17 protein-coding genes are annotated in these 20,891 nt (G+C 56.1%); 9 read left to right on the forward strand and 8 right to left on the reverse strand.

Annotated elements, in window-relative coordinates:
- The first annotated feature begins 293 nt into the window (after window positions 1-293).
- Entirely contained in the window at window positions 294-2,909 is a 2,616-nt protein-coding gene (gene pepN / locus PGR09_RS03675; RefSeq protein ID WP_047065518.1) for an aminopeptidase N, read from the forward strand.
- 173 nt (window positions 2,910-3,082) lie between these two features.
- On the opposite strand, the gene ssuB is transcribed toward pepN, so the two are convergent.
- Genes ssuB through ssuE form a run of 5 tightly spaced genes read right to left on the reverse strand, consistent with a single transcriptional unit; the run spans window position 3,083 to window position 7,327 of the window.
- Window positions 3,083-3,856, reverse strand: a complete 774-nt coding sequence (gene ssuB, locus PGR09_RS03680) for an aliphatic sulfonates ABC transporter ATP-binding protein (protein WP_047045623.1) — start codon at window positions 3,854-3,856, stop codon at window positions 3,083-3,085.
- Window positions 3,853-4,644: an aliphatic sulfonate ABC transporter permease SsuC gene (ssuC, locus tag PGR09_RS03685; protein WP_015367447.1), complete on the reverse strand. Its 792-nt coding sequence runs from the start codon at window positions 4,642-4,644 to the stop codon at window positions 3,853-3,855. Before ssuC ends, ssuB begins: the two co-directional genes overlap by 4 nt.
- Window positions 4,645-4,654: 10 nt before the next feature.
- Window positions 4,655-5,800, reverse strand: a complete 1,146-nt coding sequence (gene ssuD / locus PGR09_RS03690; RefSeq protein WP_045395668.1) for an FMNH2-dependent alkanesulfonate monooxygenase — start codon at window positions 5,798-5,800, stop codon at window positions 4,655-4,657.
- A complete protein-coding gene (locus PGR09_RS03695) occupies window positions 5,797-6,759 on the reverse strand; it encodes a sulfonate ABC transporter substrate-binding protein (RefSeq protein WP_213797505.1) in 963 nt (320 codons plus the stop codon). The genes ssuD and PGR09_RS03695 overlap by 4 nt, the downstream gene beginning before the upstream one ends.
- Window positions 6,752-7,327, reverse strand: a complete 576-nt coding sequence (ssuE, locus tag PGR09_RS03700) for an NADPH-dependent FMN reductase (RefSeq protein WP_045395662.1) — start codon at window positions 7,325-7,327, stop codon at window positions 6,752-6,754. Before ssuE ends, PGR09_RS03695 begins: the two co-directional genes overlap by 8 nt.
- 248 nt (window positions 7,328-7,575) lie before the next feature.
- On the opposite strand from ssuE, the gene pyrD reads away from it, so the two are divergent.
- On the forward strand, window positions 7,576-8,586 hold the full coding sequence (gene pyrD, locus PGR09_RS03705) for a quinone-dependent dihydroorotate dehydrogenase (protein ID WP_020079247.1): 1,011 nt from the start codon (window positions 7,576-7,578) through the stop codon (window positions 8,584-8,586).
- Window positions 8,587-8,755: 169 nt separating this feature from the next.
- Window positions 8,756-9,298 carry a cell division protein ZapC gene (gene zapC, locus PGR09_RS03710; protein WP_045395659.1) on the forward strand — a complete coding sequence of 181 codons (543 nt, stop codon included), beginning with the start codon at window positions 8,756-8,758 and terminating at the stop codon, window positions 9,296-9,298.
- On the opposite strand, the gene PGR09_RS03715 is transcribed toward zapC, so the two are convergent.
- The gene (locus PGR09_RS03715) at window positions 9,295-10,404 is read right to left on the reverse strand and encodes a YcbX family protein (RefSeq protein WP_430915798.1); all 1,110 of its coding nucleotides are present in this window, start codon (window positions 10,402-10,404) and stop codon (window positions 9,295-9,297) included. The two genes, zapC and PGR09_RS03715, sit on opposite strands and share 4 nt — an antisense overlap.
- A 98-nt stretch (window positions 10,405-10,502) precedes the next feature.
- Between PGR09_RS03715 and rlmKL the strand changes: the two genes are divergently transcribed.
- From rlmKL to rmf, 6 genes are all read left to right on the forward strand, one after another.
- Complete coding sequence (rlmKL, locus tag PGR09_RS03720) at window positions 10,503-12,608, forward strand: bifunctional 23S rRNA (guanine(2069)-N(7))-methyltransferase RlmK/23S rRNA (guanine(2445)-N(2))-methyltransferase RlmL (protein ID WP_047065508.1); 2,106 nt, start codon at window positions 10,503-10,505, stop codon at window positions 12,606-12,608.
- Between the two features lie 12 nt (window positions 12,609-12,620).
- Window positions 12,621-14,528 (forward strand): ABC transporter ATP-binding protein, encoded by a 1,908-nt coding sequence (locus tag PGR09_RS03725; RefSeq protein ID WP_063414325.1) that lies wholly within the window; start codon window positions 12,621-12,623, stop codon window positions 14,526-14,528.
- 14 nt (window positions 14,529-14,542) lie between these two features.
- Complete coding sequence (gene pqiA, locus PGR09_RS03730) at window positions 14,543-15,811, forward strand: membrane integrity-associated transporter subunit PqiA (protein ID WP_063414327.1); 1,269 nt, start codon at window positions 14,543-14,545, stop codon at window positions 15,809-15,811.
- Window positions 15,801-17,441, forward strand: a complete 1,641-nt coding sequence (gene pqiB, locus PGR09_RS03735; RefSeq protein WP_042892880.1) for an intermembrane transport protein PqiB — start codon at window positions 15,801-15,803, stop codon at window positions 17,439-17,441. Before pqiA ends, pqiB begins: the two co-directional genes overlap by 11 nt.
- Window positions 17,438-18,001, forward strand: a complete 564-nt coding sequence (pqiC, locus tag PGR09_RS03740; protein ID WP_015367436.1) for a membrane integrity-associated transporter subunit PqiC — start codon at window positions 17,438-17,440, stop codon at window positions 17,999-18,001. The genes pqiB and pqiC overlap by 4 nt, the downstream gene beginning before the upstream one ends.
- 254 nt (window positions 18,002-18,255) lie before the next feature.
- Window positions 18,256-18,423, forward strand: coding sequence for a ribosome modulation factor (gene rmf, locus PGR09_RS03745; RefSeq protein WP_015704906.1), 168 nt, complete (start codon window positions 18,256-18,258; stop codon window positions 18,421-18,423).
- A 93-nt stretch (window positions 18,424-18,516) separates the two neighbouring features.
- Here rmf and fabA read toward each other — a convergent pair whose 3' ends face one another.
- A complete protein-coding gene (gene fabA / locus PGR09_RS03750; RefSeq protein WP_015704907.1) occupies window positions 18,517-19,035 on the reverse strand; it encodes a bifunctional 3-hydroxydecanoyl-ACP dehydratase/trans-2-decenoyl-ACP isomerase in 519 nt (172 codons plus the stop codon).
- Window positions 19,036-19,104: 69 nt separating this feature from the next.
- Window positions 19,105-20,862, reverse strand: coding sequence for an AAA family ATPase (locus PGR09_RS03755; protein WP_430915799.1), 1,758 nt, complete (start codon window positions 20,860-20,862; stop codon window positions 19,105-19,107).
- Window positions 20,863-20,891: the final 29 nt, after the last annotated feature.

A 20,891-nucleotide genomic window follows, 5' to 3' on the forward strand; every position in this document is an offset into this window, starting at 1 on the left:
TTCAAACCAAAGCAGAAAAAAGGAGGCGGAGTATACCTTTAATACCCGGTGCTGTCCTGCTGCGATGGCTCGACGGTAACGCTGACGGTCATTTGCGAGGCCTAGTTTAATATATTGAACACGGATCACACCACAAGCTTTGCGCCGGGTCGAGCGCATTTCGTGCCTCATGTGTTATCAATATGTAGCGATTTTCGTGTTGAACGTTGAAAAGATGAAGATTCTGCATAGCGCGATCTGCGCAACAGGAATAGACTGGAGCCGATACTTTACAGACACGCTAAAGGTTTTTTATGACACAACAGCCCCAAGCCAAATACCGCCACGACTACCGTGCGCCGGATTATCTGATTAGCGATATTGATTTGACCTTTGACCTGGATGCCGCGAAAACCGTTGTCACGGCCGAGAGTAAGGTTTCCCGTCACGCGGCTGCGTCTGATGTGCCATTGCGTCTGGATGGCGAAGACCTGACCCTGATTTCACTGCAGGTGAACGGCCAGCCGTGGAACGACTATAAAGAAGAAAACAATCAGCTGGTGATTAGCGGTTTGCCGGACAGTTTCACCCTGACTATCGTCAATGAAATTAGCCCGGCGGCGAACACCGCGCTGGAAGGCCTGTATCAGTCAGGCGAAGCGCTATGTACCCAGTGCGAAGCAGAAGGCTTCCGCCATATTACCTGGTACCTCGACCGCCCGGACGTGCTGGCGCGCTTCACCACCAAAATCATCGCCGATAAAGCGAAATACCCCTACCTGCTTTCTAACGGCAACCGCGTAGCGCAGGGCGAGCTGGACAATGGCCGTCACTGGATCCAGTGGCAGGATCCGTTCCCAAAACCCTGTTACCTGTTCGCGCTGGTGGCCGGCGATTTCGACGTGCTGCGTGATACCTTCACCACCCGTTCCGGGCGTGAAGTCGCGCTCGAACTGTACGTTGACCGCGGCAATCTCGACCGCGCGCCGTGGGCGATGACCTCGCTGAAAAACTCAATGAAGTGGGACGAAACCCGTTTCGGTCTCGAATATGACCTCGACATCTATATGATCGTCGCCGTCGACTTCTTCAACATGGGCGCGATGGAGAACAAAGGCCTCAACGTCTTTAACTCTAAATATGTGCTGGCCCGTACCGATACCGCGACCGATAAAGACTATCTCGATATCGAGCGCGTCATTGGTCACGAATATTTCCATAACTGGACCGGCAACCGTGTGACCTGTCGCGACTGGTTCCAGCTCAGCCTGAAAGAAGGGCTGACCGTATTTCGCGATCAGGAGTTCAGTTCCGATCTCGGCTCGCGTGCGGTAAACCGTATCAACAACGTGCGTACCATGCGCGGGCTGCAGTTTGCCGAAGACGCCAGCCCGATGGCGCACCCGATCCGTCCGGATATGGTTATTGAAATGAACAACTTCTACACCCTGACGGTCTACGAAAAGGGCGCGGAAGTGATCCGTATGCTGCACACCCTGTTAGGCGAAGCCAATTTCCAGAAAGGGATGCAGTTGTACTTTGAACGCCACGACGGCAGCGCCGCCACCTGCGATGATTTCGTGCAGGCGATGGAAGATGCTTCGAACGTGGATCTGTCGCATTTCCGTCGCTGGTACAGCCAGTCCGGCACGCCGGTCGTGACCGTGCATGACGACTATAACCCGGAAACCGAGCAGTACACGCTGACTATCAGCCAGCGTACGCCGCCGACCGCGGAACAGGCCGACAAGCAGCCGTTGCACATCCCGTTCAGTATCGAGCTGTACGATAACGAAGGCAAAGCGATCCCGCTGCAGAAGGGCGGTCATCCGGTGCACCACGTGCTGAACGTGACCCAGGCGGAGCAGACATTCGTCTTTGATAACGTTTACTTCCAGCCGGTACCGGCGCTGCTGTGTGAATTCTCCGCGCCGGTCAAGCTTGAATATAAATGGAGCGACCAGCAGCTGACGTTCCTGATGCGCCACGCGCGTAACGACTTCTCGCGCTGGGATGCCGCGCAGAGTCTGCTGGCGACCTACATCAAGCTCAACGTTAATCGTCATCAGCAGGGACAGCCGCTGTCGCTGCCGATCCACGTCGCTGACGCCTTCCGCGCGATCCTGCTCGACGAAAAAATCGATCCGGCGCTGGCGGCGGAAATTTTAACGCTGCCGTCGGCCAACGAAATCGCTGAACTGTTCACCATCATCGATCCGATTGCCATCGCGGCGGTGCGCGAAGCGCTGACCCGTACGCTGGCGAAAGAGCTGGCCGATGAGTTGCTGGTGGTTTACAACGCCAACAAGCTCGACAGCTATCGCGTAGACCATGCCGATATCGGTAAACGTTCTCTGCGCAATACCTGCCTGCGCTATCTGGCTTTTGGCGATGTTGAGTTGGCAGATAAGCTAGTGCAAGCCCAGTATCATCATGCTGACAACATGACCGACGCGCTGGCTGCGCTGTCGTCGGCGGTGGCGGCGGAGTTGCCGTGCCGTGATGCATTGATGCAGGAGTATGACGATAAGTGGCACCAGGACGGTCTGGTGATGGACAAGTGGTTCATCCTGCAGTCCACCAGCCCGGCGGCCAATGTGGTTGAGACGGTACGCGGATTGCTCAAGCACCGTTCATTCACGATGAGCAACCCGAACCGGGTACGTTCGCTGATCGGCGCCTTCGCGAGTAGCAACCCGGCGGCGTTCCATGCCGAAGACGGCAGCGGTTACCAGTTCCTGGTGGAAATGCTGACCGAGCTCAATAGCCGCAACCCGCAGGTGGCGTCGCGTCTGATTGAGCCGCTGATTCGTCTGAAACGCTACGATGAGAAACGTCAGGCCAAGATGCGTGCGGCGCTGGAACAGCTTAAAGGGCTGGAGAATCTCTCCGGCGATCTGTTCGAGAAGATCGCCAAGGCGCTGGCGTAACGGCGGTGCAAATCCCGGATAGCGGCGCAAGCGCCTTATCCGGGTTCACTACGCTGGCTGAAACTGCCGGTGTTGGTGGCCGCAAAATCCCCGGTGGCGCACTCGCTTACCGGGGCTACAGCGCTTTGCGATTTGGTAGTCCGGCCGAGCGAAGCGCGGGCCGGGGACGTTAGTTAGCCATGACTAAACAAACGCGGCGCGCGCTCGCTGTCGCCGCGCTTCATCACCCGATCGAGCACCTGTGCTTCCAGTTCCGCCAGCTTCGCCGAGCCGAACCGCCGCGGACGTGGAATATCCACGTTCAAATCGAGGCCGATTTTCTTTTCTTCTATTAACAGCACCCGGTCGGCCATCGCCACCGCTTCACTCACATCATGGGTTACCAGCAACACGGTAAAGCCGTGCTCCTGCCAGAGCGAAACAATCAATTCCTGCATTTCCAGGCGGGTGAGGGCATCAAGCGCCCCTAGCGGTTCATCCAGCAGCAGCAGACGCGGGCGATGGATCAGCGCGCGGGCCAGCGCAACGCGCTGTTTTTGCCCGCCGGAAAGCGCGGCCGGCCACTCATCGGCTCTCTCTTCCAGCCCGACGCTGGCCAGCGCCTGGCGGGCGGCATCGCGCCACTGGCCCTTCAGCCCAAGCCCAACGTTGTCGATAACCGTCTTCCAGGGCAGCAACCGCGCGTCCTGGAACATCATGCGCGTATCCTCCTGAATCTGCGCAAGCGGCGTCGCGCCTGCCAGTAGTTCGCCGCCGTTGGGTTTTTCCAACCCGGCCAGCAGGCGCAACAGGGTGCTTTTACCGCCGCCGCTGCGGCCGACCACCGCGACAAATTGCCCGGTAGGAATATGTAAATCCAGCTCATTGAGAATGACATTGTCGCCGTAGCGTTTGCTGACCCCATTGAGTAACAGCGGGATCCCGGGATTAAGACGAGCAGTATTCATGCGTTAGCCTCCTGAAGACGGTACGCCGGGTTCCAGCGCAGCCAGACGCGTTCCAGCAGTTGCGCGCTGAAATCGGCGAGCTTGCCGAGTATGGCGTAAAGAATAATGGCGACCACCACCACATCGGTTTGCAGAAATTCGCGGGCGTTCATCGCCAGATAGCCGATGCCGGCATTGGCGGAGATGGTCTCAGCGACGATAAGCGTCAGCCACATCAATCCGAGGGCGAAGCGAATGCCGACCATAATCGAGGGCAGGGCGCCGGGGAGGATCACGTGGCGGAAAAGAGCGAATCCGGATAAGCCATAGCTACGCGCCATTTCCACCAGACCGCGATCGATATTGCGAATGCCGTGCCAGGTATTGATATAAATCGGAAACATCGTCCCCAGCGCGACAAGAAATATTTTGGCGCTTTCATCAATACCGAACCACAAAATTACCAGGGGGATCAGCGCCAGATGCGGCACATTGCGCAACATCTGGATGGAGGTATCCAGCAGGCGTTCGCCCCAACGCGAGAGCCCGCTAATGAGCCCGAGCGTCAGGCCGATGGAGCCGCCGATGGCGAAGCCAAGCAAGGCGCGCCAGGAACTGATCGCCAGATGTTGCCACAGTTCGCCGCTGGCGGAGAGCGTCCAGAAGGCTTTCAGTACCCCCTCCGGAGAGGGGAGAATACGGGTTGAGAGCCAGCCTACCGAGGACGCCAATTGCCAGATCAACACGGTGCCTACCGGTAAAAACCAGGGGGCGAGGCGTAACAGAAGTTTTTGCGAAGAGGCTGCCATAGTTCGCTCCCTAACTTTGCGCCGCTTTACGCGGGATAAATTCATTCGCTACCGCTTCCCCCTGCAGGCGCAGGTTTTGCGGCTGAGGGATCGTCGGAACGTTGACATCGAGCAGCGGGAACAGCAGTTCGCCGACTCGCCAGGCTTCCTCAAGGTGCGGGTAGCCGGAGAAGATAAAACTGTCGATGCCAAGTTCGGCGTATTCATTAATACGTTCAGCGACGGTGGCCGCATCGCCAACCAGCGCAGTGCCCGCGCCGCCGCGCGCCAGCCCGACCCCGGCCCACAGGTTCGGGCTGATCTCCAATTTGTCGCGACGGCCGTTGTGCAGCGCCGCCATGCGGTGCTGGCCAACAGAATCGGTTTGCGCGAAGGCTGCCTGCGCGCGGGCGATGGTCTCGTCATCCAGATGGGAAATTAAGCTTTCCGCCGCTTGCCATGCCTCTTCATTGGTTTCGCGAACAATCACGTGTAAACGAATACCAAAGCGGACGCTGCGGCCGAGGCGCGCGGCTTTCTCACGCACCTGGGCGATTTTTTCCGCCACCTGCGCCGGCGGTTCGCCCCAGGTCAGATAGAGGTCTACCTGTTCGGCGGCCAGATCCTGGGCAACGTCCGAGGAGCCGCCAAAGTAGAGCGGCGGTCGCGGCTGTTGCTGCGGCGGGAAGAGCAGTTTCGCCCCGCGTACGTGCTGATGTTTGCCGTGAAAGGTCACGGTTTCGCCTTCCATCAGCTTGCGCCAGATATGGGTGAACTCGGCGGAGGCTTCATAGCGTTCGGTGTGGTCGAGGAATACGCCATCGCCGGCTAATTCATTTGGATCGCTGCCGGTGACCAGGTTGAACAAGGCCCGGCCATTAGAGAGTCGATCAAGCGTAGCTGCCTGGCGCGCGGCGACGGTAGGCGATACGACGCTTGGGCGCAGCGCGACGAGGAACTTCAGCCGCTGGGTGACGGGGATCATTGAAGCGGCAACCAGCCAGGCATCTTCACAGGAGCGTCCGGTGGGAATAAGTACGCCGGTAAAGCCGAGTCGGTCGGCGGTCTGGGCGATTTGCTGCAGATAGCTGTAGTCTACCGGGCGCGCCCCTTCGTCGGTGCCCAGATAGCGGCCGTCACCGTGGGTGGGTAAGAACCAGAACATATTCAGACTCATGATTTCGCTCCTTGTGCGGGGGCAGGCTGCCAGATACGGTTTTGAATAGTGATTTTTTTCGGTACCAGCTTGTTCTCATAGAACAGATCGGCGGTTTGCTGTTGGCGAGCGGCCGTTTCCGCGCTTACCGGGGATATCGCGGTTGGCGGACGATGGTCGAGATAGCTGGCGATTACCGCTTCGGGTAGCCCCATCGTTTTGGCCAGCAGGGCAATACTTTCCTGGCGATGGCTGATGGTCAGGGCATCCGCCTGGCTAAAGGTCGCCAACACGCCTTCGATAAAGGCGCCGTTCTTTTCGGCATAAGGACGGGCGGCAAGATAGAACGAACCGGTCTGCTTCAGGTCGCTACCATCTTTCAGTACCCGTACCCCGCCTTGCAGCAGCGCCGCAGAGTAATAGGGATCCCAGATAGCCCAGGCGTCGACATTACCCTGCTGAAATGCGGCGCGGGCATCGGCGGGGGCAAGATATACCGGCTGGATATCGCTGAATTTCAGGCCTGCCTGCTGCAGAGCGCGCAGCAGCAGATTGTGCGAGCTGGAGCCCTTCTGGAACGCCACCTTACGTCCTTTCAGTTCTGCCACGCTTTTGATTGGGCTGTTATCGGCGACCAGAATCACTTCCGCTTTCGGTTTCGCGGGTTCCGCGCCGATATAGACCAGATCGGCGCCGGCAGCCTGAGCGAAAATTGGTGGAATATCGCCAGTACTGCCGATATCAATACTGCCGACGTTCAGCGCTTCCAGCATTTGCGGCCCGGCGGGAAACTCGACCCATGAGATCTTAGTTTGCGGATAGCGCTGCTCCAGCAACTGATGGCTCTTCGCCAGCACCATACTGACGCTGCCTTTCTGATAGCCGATGCGTAACGCTTGCGGCGCCTGCGGGGCCGCAAGCGTAATAAAGGAAAGCATGAGTAGCCCGCCGAGAGTCAGGGCGCGCAGAGGATTAAGCATGCTCAACCCCCTGTAATGTCTTTAGTCCGGAGATACGGCTGTTGCGGCGATTCAGCGCCTGCCAGAAGGTCTCCAGCGCCTGGTCGAGACGGTTTTGCAGATTCGGTGTGAACTGCGGCTTGTGTTGATAATCGGTGACCTGGCTATCATCGGCGAAAACGCCATGTAAGATTTCCTGCGCTTTCAGGGCATTAAGCACCGGTTTCAGAGCGTAATCGACCGCCAGCATATGGGCGATGGTGCCGCCTGTCGCCAGCGGCAGGACAATTTTGCCTTCCAGAGCGCGTTCCGGCAGCAGATCGAGCAGCGTCTTCAGCGCGCCGGAAAAAGAGGCTTTATAGACGGGGGTAGCGATAATCAGGCCATCGGCGCCGGCCAGTTGTTCATTTAAGGTATGCAGAGCGGGGTTATCGAAGCGGGCGTAAAGCAGATCTTCGGGATCAAAATTCTGTAAATGCCAGTGATAGACTTCGATGTCGGCTGCGGCAAGTTTCTCTCTGGTGTACTCCAGCAATGCGCTTGAGCGAGAAGGGTAGCGGGGACTGCCCGCGAGTGTAATAACGCGCATACTCTCTCCTTATAACCAAATGTTTGCATTTATCTATAATTGATAACATTTTATGGCAGTGTGACAGAGGGCGTTTATTTCCCTAAATGATTTTTCCGGCGTTAAATTGCCAAAATGCGCATAACAGGCGGTAGAGAAGTAAACGTTTGCGTTGGACACGTGATTTTTTGTCGCAGGTCAATTCCCTTTCGGGCGCGGATCGAACATAATACGCCCCCGGTTTGCACACCGGGAATCCAGGAGAGTTCATGTACTATCCCTTCGTTCGTAAAGCTCTTTTTCAGCTCGATCCTGAGCGCGCTCATGAAGTAACCTTCCAACAATTACGCCGCGTAACCGGCACGCCGCTGGAAATACTGGTTCGGCAAAAAGTACCGTCGAAACCCGTTACCTGCATGGGGCTCACTTTCAAGAATCCGCTGGGGCTGGCGGCCGGGCTTGATAAAAACGGCGAGTGCATTGATGCGCTCGGTGCGATGGGCTTCGGCTCAATTGAAATTGGTACCGTAACCCCGCGTCCACAGCCGGGCAATGACAAGCCGAGGATCTTCCGTCTCGTCGATGCCGAAGGTTTGATCAACCGCATGGGCTTTAATAACCACGGTGTTGATAACCTGGTCGAGAATGTGAAAAAAGCGCATTTTGACGGCGTACTGGGGATTAATATCGGTAAAAATAAAGATACCCCGGTTGAGCAGGGTAAAGATGATTATCTGATTTGTATGGAAAAAGTCTATCCATACGCTGGATATATCGCCATTAATATCTCCTCGCCGAATACCCCAGGGCTACGTACTCTACAATATGGTGAAGCGCTGGATGATTTACTCGGCGGTATTAAAAATAAGCAGCTCGAACTTCAACAGAAACATCAAAAATATGTTCCTGTGGCGGTGAAGATCGCCCCGGATCTTTCCGTCGAGGAATTGATCCAGGTGGCCGACAGCTTAGTTCGCCATAATATTGATGGCGTCATTGCTACCAATACCACCCTCGATCGTTCACTGGTCCAGGGGATGAAGCATTGTGATGAAACCGGTGGGTTGAGTGGTCGTCCATTACAATTAAAAAGCACCGAAATTATTCGTATGCTGGCGACGGAATTAAATGGTCGTTTGCCAATTATCGGAGTTGGCGGTATTGACTCGGTGATTGCCGCTCGTGAAAAGCTGGCTGCTGGCGCCACGCTGGTGCAGATTTATTCCGGGTTTATTTTTAAAGGCCCGCCGCTGATTAAAGAAATTGTTACACACATCTAATCTTTTCCGTCTCTGAATCTTCCCCAGGGCTTTATTTCCGGCCCTGGTTGTTTTATATTCCTTCATTGTTGCTTATTTAGACATTTTAGTCTTTTCTTAATTTTAGAAATTATTCTGTAGCAGGATGCCATTGCTTTGCAGAAGGAAGTGGAAGAGGACGGGGGTAGAAATGCGGATTAAACCTGACGATAACTGGCGTTGGTATTACGACGAAGAGCATGACCGCATGATGCTCGATCTGGCCAATGGTATGTTATTTCGCTCACGTTTTGCCCGGCGCATGTTAACGCCTGACGCTTTCGCACCGTCGGGATTCTGCGTCGATGACGCGGCGCTTTATTTTTCTTTTGAAGAAAAATGCCGCGAAATTGAATTAAACAAAGAGCAGCGTGCCGAATTAGTATTAAATGCCTTAACCGCGATCCGTTTTCTAAAACCGCAGATGCCGAAGAGCTGGCATTTCACCACGCATCAGCAGAACTGGCAACCCGCCAGCGGCGACGCTGCCAGCGTGTGGATCAGCGATACCGGCGAGCAGGTCAATTTGCTGGTGGTCGAACCGGGTGAAAACGCCACGCTTTGCCTGCTGGCGCAGCCTGGACTAACTCTGGCTGGCCGGGTGATGCAGTTAGGCGATGTGATAAAAATTATGAATGACAGGCTGCAGCCGGCGCAGAGCGCGGCCAGCTACAGCCTCGGGCAGGCGGTTTAAGGCGCCAGGCGCAGCGCGGTTTTCGGTACGCAGCTGCAGCATAAAATGGTGCCATCCGCGGCGACCGCATTTTTCTTTAACGGACTCACTTCTCCCTCTTCGAGGCGGATACGACAGCTGCCGCAGATCCCGGCGCGGCAGGAATAAGGGATACGAATACCCTGTTGTTCCAGTTGCTCCAGCAGTACCTGCTGGTTATTGCCGGTAAACTGTTGCTCTTGCCACTCAATCTCAACCGTCGCTTTTGGCTGCGTATCCGCCGCCAGGGTATCGTCGCTATCGCCGGCGCCATAGGCTTTAGCCGGACCACGGGTCAGCACTTCCACTTCATCACCCACGCGGATCACGCCGCTGTTGCGGGCGATCAGATTCTGGCCAAAATCGACATCGCCATTATCCTGCGCGGTACGAAAACGCTTTAACGTCTCCAGCGGCTCGCCGGACGGATGCTTTTGCCCACGTTCCGGGCTGACGGTGGTAAAAATGCAGCGGCTGCAGGGTTTGGCGACGTCAAATACTACCTCGCCGATGCGAATGACTTTCCAGCTATCTTCATCCCACGCCGCCGCGCCGGTGACCACCAGATTAGGGCGAAATTGTTCTATGCTTACGCTGGCAGGGCACCGCTGCTGCAGGTCGCGAAGCGAGGCCTCGTTGGCGAGCAGGTAGGGATAACCGTCGGCGAAGGAGAGCGGCACCGCGTCGTGACGTTTTACTCGCCGGGTTAGCTGCGGCCCGAGCCAGCGCAGTTGGACGTCGCGGTTGAAGAAGCCGCTGAGCCACTGGTTGATGGCGGCTGGCGCGATCAAGGCGGTGAAATGGTTGCCCCAGACCTCCGTCGGCTCGCTCTGGGGAGCGAAATCATCAAAGCGCACCAGCGCGCTGCTGCCATCCGGCGCGGTCAAATGCAGGCCGTCGTGAAGCGGAGAAGGCAGGAATTTTACCATCTGCGGAAACTGACGCGCGGTAATAAACGTACCGTCGGTTTCGGTCAGCATAAAGATGCGGTCGAAGGCCATGCCGCTAATATCGGCAAAGGCATGGGTGACGCCAATTCCGCGCATGGATTTGACGGGATGAATAAAAAGTTTCGATAGCGTTACCATACGCTGCCCCTGGGTTCAAAAATAAGCCTTTAACTTTATGACATAGGGCACATATTGGCTATAATGCGCACCAATTTTCTTTAAGTAAAAGTGACGATATGAAATCTCTGTTTGCCAGCACGGCTCGTGGTCTTGAAGAGCTGTTAAAAACTGAACTGGAAGGACTTGGCGCCACGGAGTGCCAGGTTGTCCAGGGCGGGGTTCATTTTCAGGGAGATACGCGACTGCTGTATCAAAGCCTGATGTGGAGCCGGCTGGCCTCGCGCATCATGCTGCCGCTGGGTGAGTGCAGCGTGTATAGCGATCTGGATCTCTACCTGGGGGTTCAATCGATTCCGTGGACGGAGATCTTTACCACTGACGCCACCTTTGCGGTGCATTTTAGCGGCCTCAACGAGGAGATCCGCAACAGTCAGTATGGCGCATTGAAAGTCAAAGACGCTATCGTCGATAGCTTCACACGTAAAAACCTGCCGCGTCCGAATGTCGATCGTGAAAACCCCGATCTGCGTATCAACGTCTGGCTGAACAAAGAGACGGCGCATATCTCGCTGGATCTGAGCGGCGAAGGCCTGCATCTGCGCGGCTACCGTGACGGTACCGGCATGGCGCCTATCAAAGAAAACCTCGCGGCGGCAATCGTTATGCGCTCCGGCTGGGTAGCGGGAACACCGCTGCTCGATCCGATGTGCGGCTCCGGCACACTGCTGATTGAAGCGGCGATGCTGGCGACCGATCGCGCGCCGGGCCTGCACCGCGGCCACTGGGGCTTTGGCGGTTGGGCACAGCATGATGACGTCATCTGGAAAGAGGTGAAAGCCGAGGCACAAACGCGCGCGCGCCAGGGGCTGGCCGCTTATGAATCGCGCTTCTATGGTTCTGACGTCGACGAGCGCGTGATTGAACGCGCGCGCCGCAACGCCCGCCGCGCCGGAATTGGCGAGCTCATCAACTTTGAAGTGAAAGACGTCGCACAGCTCAATAATCCGCTGCCGAAAGGCCCGTACGGCACCGTTATCAGCAACCCGCCGTACGGCGAGCGCCTGGAAAGCGAACCGGCGCTGATTGCCCTGCACAGCCTGCTGGGGCGGATTATGAAAAACCAGTTTGGCGGCTGGAACCTGTCGGTCTTCAGCGCCTCGCCGGAATTGCTGAGCTGCCTGCAACTGCGTGCCGATAAACAGTTTAAAGCCAAAAACGGCCCGCTGGACTGCGTACAGAAGAACTATCATCTGGCGGAAAGCGAAGGCGGCAAGCCGGCGATGCTGGCGGAAGATTTCGCCAACCGCTTACGTAAAAACCTGAAGAAGTTTGAAAAGTGGGCGCGTCAGGAAGGCATTGAATGCTATCGCCTGTACGATGCCGATTTGCCGGAATACAACGTGGCTATTGACCGCTACGGCGAGTGGGTGGTGGTGCAGGAGTATGCGCCGCCGAAAACCGTCGATGCGCACAAAGCGCGCCAGCGTCTGTTCGATATTATCGCCGCGACTATCGCGGTGTTAGGGATCGCGCCGAATAAGCTGGTGCTGAAGACCCGCGAGCGGCAGAAGGGTAAAAATCAGTACCAGAAGATGGCGGAGAAGGGCGACTTTATCGAGGTACAGGAGTATAACGCGCGTCTGTGGGTTAACCTTACCGACTATCTCGACACCGGTCTGTTCCTCGACCACCGTATTGCCCGTCGTATGCTGGGCCAGATGAGCAAGGGTAAGGATTTCCTCAACCTGTTCTCCTATACCGGCAGCGCCAGCGTCCACGCCGGTCTCGGCGGCGCGCGCTCCACCACGACCGTCGATATGTCGCGCACCTATCTGGAGTGGGCGGAACGCAACCTGCGTCTGAACGGCTTAACCGGCCGCGCGCATCGCCTGATGCAGGCGGACGTACTGGGTTGGCTGCGGGAAAGCACCGAGCAGTTCGATCTGATCTTTATCGATCCGCCGACCTTCTCCAACTCCAAACGTATGGAAGATGCCTTTGACGTGCAGCGCGACCATATCCGTCTGATGACCGATTTAAAACGTCTGCTGCGTAAAGGCGGCACGATTATGTTCTCGAATAACAAACGCGGTTTCCGTATGGATCATGACGGGCTGGCGGCGCTTGGCCTGAAGGCGCAAGAAATTTCGCAAAAAACGCTGTCGCAGGATTTTGCCCGCAACCGTCAGATCCACAACTGCTGGCTGATTACCGCGGCCTGAAAGGAATAAAGAATGTCACTGATTAGTATGCACGGCGCCTGGCTTTCGTTCAGCGATGCGCCGCTGCTGGATAACGCTGAACTGCATATCGAAGATAACGAACGCGTCTGCCTGGTAGGGCGTAACGGCGCCGGCAAATCGACCCTGATGAAAATCCTCAACCGCGAGCAGGGGCTGGACGATGGGCGTATTATTTATGAACAGGATCTGATCGTCGCGCGTCTGCAGCAGGATCCTCCGCGTAATGTCGCCGGCACGGTGTACGATTTTGTCGCGGAAGGTATTGCCGAGCAGGCGGCGTACCTGAAATCCTACCATGATGTTTCGCATCAGGTGATGACCGATCCGAGCGACAAAAATTTAAATGAACTGGCTCGCCTGCAGGAACAGCTGGATAACCTTGGGCTGTGGCAGTTAGATAGCCGTATTAATGAAGTGATCGAGCAGCTTGGCCTTAACGCCGACGCGCAGCTGGCGTCGCTCTCCGGCGGCTGGCTGCGTAAAGCGGCGCTGGGTCGCGCGCTGGTCAGCGGGCCGCGCGTGCTGCTGCTGGATGAACCGACCAACCACCTCGATATCGAAACTATCGACTGGCTGGAAGGGTTCCTCAAATCCTTTAAAGGCACCATCATCTTTATTTCGCACGACCGTTCTTTCATCCGCAATATGGCAACGCGCATCGTCGACCTCGATCGCGGCAAGCTGGTGACCTATCCGGGCAATTACGATCAATATCTGCTGGATAAAGAAGAAGCGCTGCGCGTCGAAGAGCTGCAGAATGCTGAATTCGACCGCAAGCTGGCGCAGGAAGAGGTGTGGATCCGCCAGGGGATTAAAGCGCGTCGTACCCGCAACGAAGGGCGCGTCCGCGCGCTGAAGGCGATGCGTCGCGAGCGCGGCGAACGCCGTGAAGTGATGGGCAGCGCGAAGATGCAGGTCGAGGAGGCTTCTCGCTCCGGCAAAATCGTCTTTGAGATGGAAAACGTCAACTATCAGGTTGACGGCAAAGTGCTGGTCAAAGATTTCTCCGCGCAAATCCAGCGTGGCGACAAGATTGCGCTGATTGGCCCGAACGGCTGCGGTAAAACCACGTTGCTGAAGCTGATGCTCGGCCAGCTACAGGCCGATAGCGGGCGTATTCACGTCGGTACCAAGCTGGAAGTCGCCTACTTCGACCAGCACCGCGCGGAGCTGGATCCGGATCGGACGGTGATGGATAACCTTGCGGAAGGTAAGCAAGAGGTGATGGTTAACGGTAAGCCGCGTCACGTGTTGGGCTATCTGCAGGACTTCCTGTTCCATCCAAAACGGGCGATGACTCCGGTACGCGCGTTGTCCGGCGGGGAGCGTAACCGCCTGCTGCTCGCGCGCTTGTTCCTGAAACCCAGTAACTTATTGATCCTCGATGAACCGACTAACGACCTTGATGTCGAAACGCTGGAGCTGCTGGAAGAGCTGATCGATGGCTACCAGGGCACCGTGATGCTGGTGAGCCACGATCGTCAGTTTGTCGACAACACCGTGACCGAGTGCTGGATCTTCGAGGGCGGCGGCCGTATCGGCCAATATATCGGCGGTTATCACGACGCGCGCGGACAGCAAGCGCAGTCGCTGGCGAATAAACAGACGATTGTAAAAAAACCGGCGGAAGTCGCTCAACCGAAAGCAGAAAGTGTCAAACGCGCCGCCAGCAAACTAAGCTATAACCTGCAGCGCGAACTGGAACAGCTGCCGCAGAAGCTGGAAGATCTGGAAATTCAACTGCAGACGCTGCAGGAAAAAGTTGCCGATCCTTCGTTCTTCGGCCAGCCGCATGACCAGACCCAGCAGGTGCTGGCGCAGTTAGCGGAAGCGGAACAGGCCCTGGAAGCGGCCTTTGAACGCTGGGAATATCTCGAAGGACTCAAAAACGGCGCTTAAGCTGAGGAGTGTTCATGTGCGATCATCATCATGCTGCGCGGCACATATTGTGCCCACAATGTGATCTGCTGGTGGCTTTGCCGCCGCTGGAGCATCGCCAGAAAGCCGCATGCCCACGCTGCGGCACCACGCTCACCACATCGTGGGACGCGCCGCGGCAGCGTCCCACGGCCTATGCGCTGGTGGCGCTGTTCATGCTGCTACTGGCAAACCTGTTCCCTTTTGTTTATATGAAAGTCGGCGGGATCAGCAGCGAAATTGAGCTGCTGGAAATACCAAACGTGCTGTTCACCGAGGATTACGCCAGCCTTGGTACGTTCTTTTTACTGTTTGTCCAACTGGTCCCGGCGTTTTGTCTGGTGACCATATTATTGTTGGTCAATCGCGTTCATATGCCTTCACGCTTGAAGGCGTTTCTGGCGCGGATTTTGTTTCACCTCAAAAGCTGGGGGATGGCCGAGATTTTCCTCGCCGGGGTGCTGGTCAGCTTCGTTAAACTCATGGCCTACGGTGATATCGGCGTTGGACTGAGCTTTGTTCCCTGGTGTCTGTTCTGCCTGCTGCAGTTGCGGGCGTTTCAGTGCGTCGATCGCCGCTGGCTGTGGGACGATATTGCGCCAATGCCGGTCATCAAGCAGCCGCTGCGCCCTGGCGTGCCGGGGCTGCGTCAGGGTCTGCGCTCCTGCTCGTGCTGCACGGCGGTGCTGCCAGCGGATGAGAAAGAGTGTCCGCGCTGTCGCACCAAAGGTACCCCGCGGCGTAAAAACAGCCTGCAGTGGACGCTGGCGCTGCTGATGACGTCGTTTGTGCTCTATTTACCCGCCAATATTCTGCCGATTATGATTACCGATCTGCTGGGCGATAAAATGCCGTCGACAATCATGGCGGGCGTCGTTCTGCTGTGGAGTGAGGGCTCTTACCCGGTCGCGCTGGTTATCTTTATCGCCAGTATCATGGTGCCGACGTTAAAAATGATCGCTATCGGCTGGCTGTGCTGGAGCGCGAACGGAAACGGCGCGCGTGATTCAGAGCGTATGCACCTGATTTATGAAGTGGTTGAATTTGTTGGCCGTTGGTCAATGATCGACGTTTTTGTCATCGCGGTACTCTCGGCGCTGGTGCGCATGGGAGGCTTGATGAATATCTATCCGGCGATAGGCGCGGTGATGTTCGCGCTGGTCGTTGTCATGACCATGTTCTCGGCCATGATGTTTGACCCACGTCTATTGTGGGACCGTGAACCAGATCCAAGCCATGAGGAAATGCAACAGCATGGAAAATAAGAGCGGAGAAGCGAAAGTGCAGAAGGTGAAGAACTGGTCACCGGTCTGGATCTTTCCGATTGTGACTGTGCTCATCGGCGCATGGATACTGTTTTACCACTACAGCCATCAGGGGCCGGAGGTGACGCTTATTACCACCAACGCCGAAGGCATTGAAGGGGGTAAAACGCGTATCAAGAGCCGCAGCGTTGATGTCGGGGTGGTGGAAAGCGCTATCCTGACTGATGACCTGAAACACGTAGAAATTAAAGCGCGTCTGAACTCGGGGATGCAGAAGCTACTGCATAAAGATTCGGTGTTCTGGGTGGTGAAACCGCAGGTGGGGCGCGAGGGGATCAGCGGCCTCGGCACTTTGCTTTCCGGCGCCTATATCGAATTACAGCCGGGTAAAGAAGGCTCTGTCGCGCCGCAGTATCCGCTGTTGGATTCGCCGCCACTGGCTTCACCGGATGCCAAAGGTATCCGTGTTTTGCTGGAAAGTAGCAAAGCCGGGCAACTCTCGCCCGGCGATCCGGTGCTGTTCCGCGGCTATCGCGTTGGTTCGGTTGAAACCAGCACCTTTGATACGCAGAAGCGCCGCATCACTTATCAGCTGTTTATCAACGCGCCGAACGACCGTCTGGTGACCACTAACGTTCGCTTCTGGAAAGATAGTGGTATTGCGGTTGATCTTACCTCTGCGGGAATGCGCGTTGAGATGGGATCGCTGTCGACGCTGTTTGGCGGCGGTGTAAGCTTTGATATTCCGGAAGGATTGGATCTCGGCGAGCCGGTGGCGAATAAAACGGAATACCACCTGTTTGACGATCAGAAGAGTATCCAGGATTCGGTGTTCACCCAGCATATCGATTACGTCCTGTTCTTTAAAGATTCGGTGCGTGGTCTGCAGCCGGGAGCGCCGGTTGAATTCCGCGGTATTCGCCTTGGTACCGTCGGCAAAGTACCGTTCTTTATCCCCGGTTTGAAACAGAGCCTGAACGATGATTATCGTATCCCGGTAGAAGTGCGTATTGAGCCGGAACGTCTAATCAACCAGCTGGGCGGCGACCCTAACATTCGCGCGCATATTGACGATCTGATCAACCGCGGCCTGCGCGGTTCGCTGAAAACCGGCAACCTGGTCACCGGGGCGCTGTATATCGATCTCGACTTCTATCCGAAAGCGCCTCCGCGCGGCAAGATTCAGGAGTTCGGCGGCTATCCGATCATTCCAACCGTCAGCGGCGGTCTGGCGCAGATCCAGCAGCGTCTGATGGATGCGCTCGATAAGATTAACAACCTGCCGATTAACCCACTGCTGGAGCAGGCGACCAGTACCCTGGCGCAGAGCCAGAAAACCATGCAGCGTGTCCAGACTACGCTCGACAACTTGAATAAGATCACTTCAAGCCAGTCGATGCAGCAGCTTCCTGCCGATATGCAGAGCACGTTGCGCGAGTTGAATCGCAGTATGCAGGGCTTCCAGCCGGGCTCGGCGGCCTACAATAAGATGGTTGCGGATATGCAGCGGCTGGATCAAGTGCTTCGTGAACTGCAGCCGGTACTGAAAACCCTCAACGACAAGAGCAATGCGCTGGTATTTGAGGCCAAGGATAAAAAAGATCCGCAGCCGAAGGGAGCGAAACAATGAAAAAGTGGTTAGTGGCGGCAGCGGTATGCGTACTGACGGCCTGCAGCAGCGGTGGTGAGAGTAAAACTTACTATCAGTTACCGGTAGCAAAGAGCGGCGCGCAAAGCGCCGTCAACCAGAGCAAGAATTTGCTGTGGGTTGAGCAGGTCAGTATCCCTGATTATCTGGCCGGCAATGGCGTGGTTTATCAGACGACCGATGTGCAGTATGTGATTGCTAATAACAATCTGTGGGCCAGCCCGCTGGACCAGCAGTTACGTACCACGCTGGTGGCGAATCTGAGTAACCAACTGCCGGGCTGGGTGGTGGCATCGCAGCCGTTAGGCAGCGAGCAGGATACGCTTAACGTCTCCGTAAGCGGTTTCCACGGTCGCTACGACGGCCGGGTCATCGTTAGCGGTGAATGGCTGCTTAAGCATCAGGGGCAGTTAATTAAGCGTCCGTTCAATATTGAACTTAAGCAACAGCAGGATGGCTACGACGCGATGGTTAAGACCCTGGCGCAAGCCTGGAGCCAGGAAGCCACCGCGATTGCGAGTGAGCTGAACCGCCTGCCATAAGTAAAATTAATACAATACAAGCCGCCGCGACCTGAAAAATCGCCGCGGCTTTTTTATTTGCCGCGTCAGGTTGATAGTTGTGCTGGCTCACGATTTTTGTACAAATGAACTTTCATATAGCTCACAAATATGACACTGGCGTGAATTTTGCGCATTGACGCTGCCTGCGTTTCGCGGTAAAGGTTATACGTGGTTGCATATTTAGTGACCACTGTTTTCTTTTCCACCAGATCAAATAATGAGGGAAACGAGGCATGAAGAGACAAAAACGAGATCGCCTGGAACGGGCACATCAGCGTGGATATCAGGCCGGCATTACCGGCAGATCGAAAGAAATGTGTCCCTACCAGACCCTTAATCAGAGGTCCCATTGGCTAGGAGGTTGGCGAGAAGCCATGGAGGACAGGGTGCAAACTGCCTGACTGTCTCTTTAAAAAAGAAGCCTTCGCTCTGCGAAGGCTTCGCCTTTTGTACTTCAGGACCTTTTGTACTTCAGGATAAGTACGGAAGGTAAATCAGAACGCGGAAGTATCCTGGAACAGACCGACTTTCAGGTCAGTTGCAGAGTAGATCAGACGACCATCAACCAGCACTTCGCCATCCGCCAGGCCCATGATCAGGCGACGGTTTACAATGCGTTTGAAGTGGATACGATAGGTGACTTTTTTCGCCGTCGGCAGAATCTGACCGGTAAATTTCACTTCGCCTACGCCCAGCGCGCGGCCTTTCCCTTCGCCGCCCAGCCAGCCCAGATAGAAGCCAACCAGTTGCCACATTGCGTCCAGACCCAGGCAGCCAGGCATTACCGGGTCGCCGATGAAGTGACAACCGAAGAACCACAGGTCCGGGTTGATGTCGAGCTCAGCTTCAACGTAACCTTTGTCGTAGTTGCCGCCGGTTTCGGTCATCTTGACGACGCGGTCCATCATCAGCATGCTTGGCGCCGGCAGTTGCGGGCCTTTCGCGCCAAACAGTTCACCACGACCAGAGGCAAGAAGATCTTCTTTTGTATAGGATTCGCGTTTATCTACCATGTTTTCAGTAAGCCTTATTTTGAGTTCGGGACGCAGGATAGCTAACACGTGTAAGCTGAACAAGTCCGATCAGTTCGAATTTGATCCGCCTAACCAGCGTAGCGGCCATGGAAAACGATGGCGAGTCTCTTGTTGCATCGCCTGCGCAATCCGTTCCTGAATAGTTTGTCGTAGCGTTTGTCCTTCGCCATCCCATTGCAGCTGGGTGAGAAGCGGCAGGGCTTCGGTAACGTCGTCAATGGCCCAGATAAAGAACTGCTCGTCAGCCACTGCCTGGCGAAGTTCCTGGGCGAGGCTCAGATGACGGACGTTGGCAGACGGGATAATGACGCCTTGCTTGCCTGTTAATCCGCGCTGCTGGCAGATAGTGAAGAAACCTTCAATCTTTTCGTTCAGACCGCCGACCGGCTGGACGCGACCGAACTGATCGACCGAACCGGTAATCGCAATACTCTGGTTAATCGGCACATTGGCCAGCGCGCTGATGAGAGCGCACAGCTCGGCCATTGAGGCGCTATCGCCATCCACTTCGCTGTAGGACTGTTCGAAGGTCAGCGATGCGCTAAACGGCAGCTGCTGTTCAAGTTCAAGCTCGGACATGATAAACGCCTGCATGATCATCATGCCTTTGGCGTGAATATTGCCGCCGAGTTCAGCTTTGCGTTCTACATCAATGAATTCGCCGTCGCCGATATGCACTACGCAGCTGATACGCGAAGGTTCGCCAAAGGCGCGCGGGTGGCCTGGAAATTCGATTACCGACAGGGCGTTGATCTGACCGATGCATTCGCCTTCGGTATCAATCATGATCTGATCGAGAAGAATTTCATCGCGCATCCGCTCGGCAAGATAGCCTTCACGCCATTCACGGCGCTCAAGCATGGTTTGCATCTCCGCGCCGCTAATCCATTCGCCTTCGCAGAAGGCTGCCGCTTCACGCAGCTGGCGGCTAATCCAGAGAGGGGAAAGCGGAAGCGTCTCCTGATCGCCGGTGTCTCGAGCGCCTTCTGCAATCAGCAGCGGCCATGCGTCTGCCGCCGGCCCCGGTAGCGAAAGCTGGCGAGCATTTTGCCAGACCCACTGACACCAGAGTTTCAGGGTCTCGGCATCGGCTATCTGCAGGTTGTCTTCATACTCGCTATAAATGGCCTGCGAGGCGAGTTCCGGTTCCATCTCCTGGAAATCAGCCAGCGCATCGCGCTCGCCGATCAGAATGATCCTCAGGTTCAGCGGCATGGAGGGAATGCTAACGGGAAGAGGGCGGGATTCGTCAATAGACAGCCAGTCAAAGCGCTGACGGGTCACCATGTTCTTCAGGCGCATCCACAGCAGCGGCTGGGCCAGCAGCGCGCGCAGGGAGAGCAACAGGACGCCGCCGTTCGCGCGATGCACGAGGCCCGGTTGCAGCGAAATTTCGCCGTTAAACTGGCGTACGCAGCCAAAGAGCTGTTCCGCTTCAATCCAGTCGGCGGATTCAACCGGACCGCTGCTGGCAAAATTGTCTTCCGCGCTTTGGGCTGGCGACAGGGTTACGTTGCCGCCGTTGACCTGATAGCGTACACCGAAGAGCGCTGTTGTGGGTTGCTGCAGGCTGCGGGCGGCTTCGGCTATCCAATGCAGATATTCCTGTTCTTCCGGCGCCTTTACCAGCATAAAAGATGAAATGGCTGGCGTGATCAGAAGCTGTTCCAGCGCATAAAATAAACGGGGCTGTAGATCGCCGGCGAGGGATGCCTCTGCCTCGGCGAGATTGACCTGGGTAAACAGCGCCTGATAACTTTCCGTATCAGGAGCGAGGTCGTTTCGGGTAAGTTTCGTAATGGTCAAAGTCGCTGTTTTTTAGTCAGATGTAAAAC

Source organism: Klebsiella sp. 141251 (assembly GCF_050600725.1).
GTDB classification, from domain to species: domain Bacteria; phylum Pseudomonadota; class Gammaproteobacteria; order Enterobacterales; family Enterobacteriaceae; genus Klebsiella; species Klebsiella aerogenes.

Coding starts and splice junctions, on each gene's coding strand:
- rlmKL (WP_047065508.1), top strand. CDS start 10,503: ATGAAATCTCTGTTTGCCAGCACGGCTCGTGGTCTTGAAGAGCTGTTA.
- PGR09_RS03695 (WP_213797505.1), bottom strand. CDS start 6,759: ATGCTTAATCCTCTGCGCGCCCTGACTCTCGGCGGGCTACTCATGCTT.
- pqiB (WP_042892880.1), top strand. CDS start 15,801: ATGGAAAATAAGAGCGGAGAAGCGAAAGTGCAGAAGGTGAAGAACTGG.
- pyrD (WP_020079247.1), top strand. CDS start 7,576: ATGTACTATCCCTTCGTTCGTAAAGCTCTTTTTCAGCTCGATCCTGAG.
- ssuD (WP_045395668.1), bottom strand. CDS start 5,800: ATGAGTCTGAATATGTTCTGGTTCTTACCCACCCACGGTGACGGCCGC.
- pqiA (WP_063414327.1), top strand. CDS start 14,543: ATGTGCGATCATCATCATGCTGCGCGGCACATATTGTGCCCACAATGT.
- fabA (WP_015704907.1), bottom strand. CDS start 19,035: ATGGTAGATAAACGCGAATCCTATACAAAAGAAGATCTTCTTGCCTCT.
- PGR09_RS03715 (WP_430915798.1), bottom strand. CDS start 10,404: ATGGTAACGCTATCGAAACTTTTTATTCATCCCGTCAAATCCATGCGC.
- pqiC (WP_015367436.1), top strand. CDS start 17,438: ATGAAAAAGTGGTTAGTGGCGGCAGCGGTATGCGTACTGACGGCCTGC.
- rmf (WP_015704906.1), top strand. CDS start 18,256: ATGAAGAGACAAAAACGAGATCGCCTGGAACGGGCACATCAGCGTGGA.
- ssuC (WP_015367447.1), bottom strand. CDS start 4,644: ATGGCAGCCTCTTCGCAAAAACTTCTGTTACGCCTCGCCCCCTGGTTT.
- zapC (WP_045395659.1), top strand. CDS start 8,756: ATGCGGATTAAACCTGACGATAACTGGCGTTGGTATTACGACGAAGAG.
- PGR09_RS03725 (WP_063414325.1), top strand. CDS start 12,621: ATGTCACTGATTAGTATGCACGGCGCCTGGCTTTCGTTCAGCGATGCG.
- pepN (WP_047065518.1), top strand. CDS start 294: ATGACACAACAGCCCCAAGCCAAATACCGCCACGACTACCGTGCGCCG.
- ssuB (WP_047045623.1), bottom strand. CDS start 3,856: ATGAATACTGCTCGTCTTAATCCCGGGATCCCGCTGTTACTCAATGGG.
- ssuE (WP_045395662.1), bottom strand. CDS start 7,327: ATGCGCGTTATTACACTCGCGGGCAGTCCCCGCTACCCTTCTCGCTCA.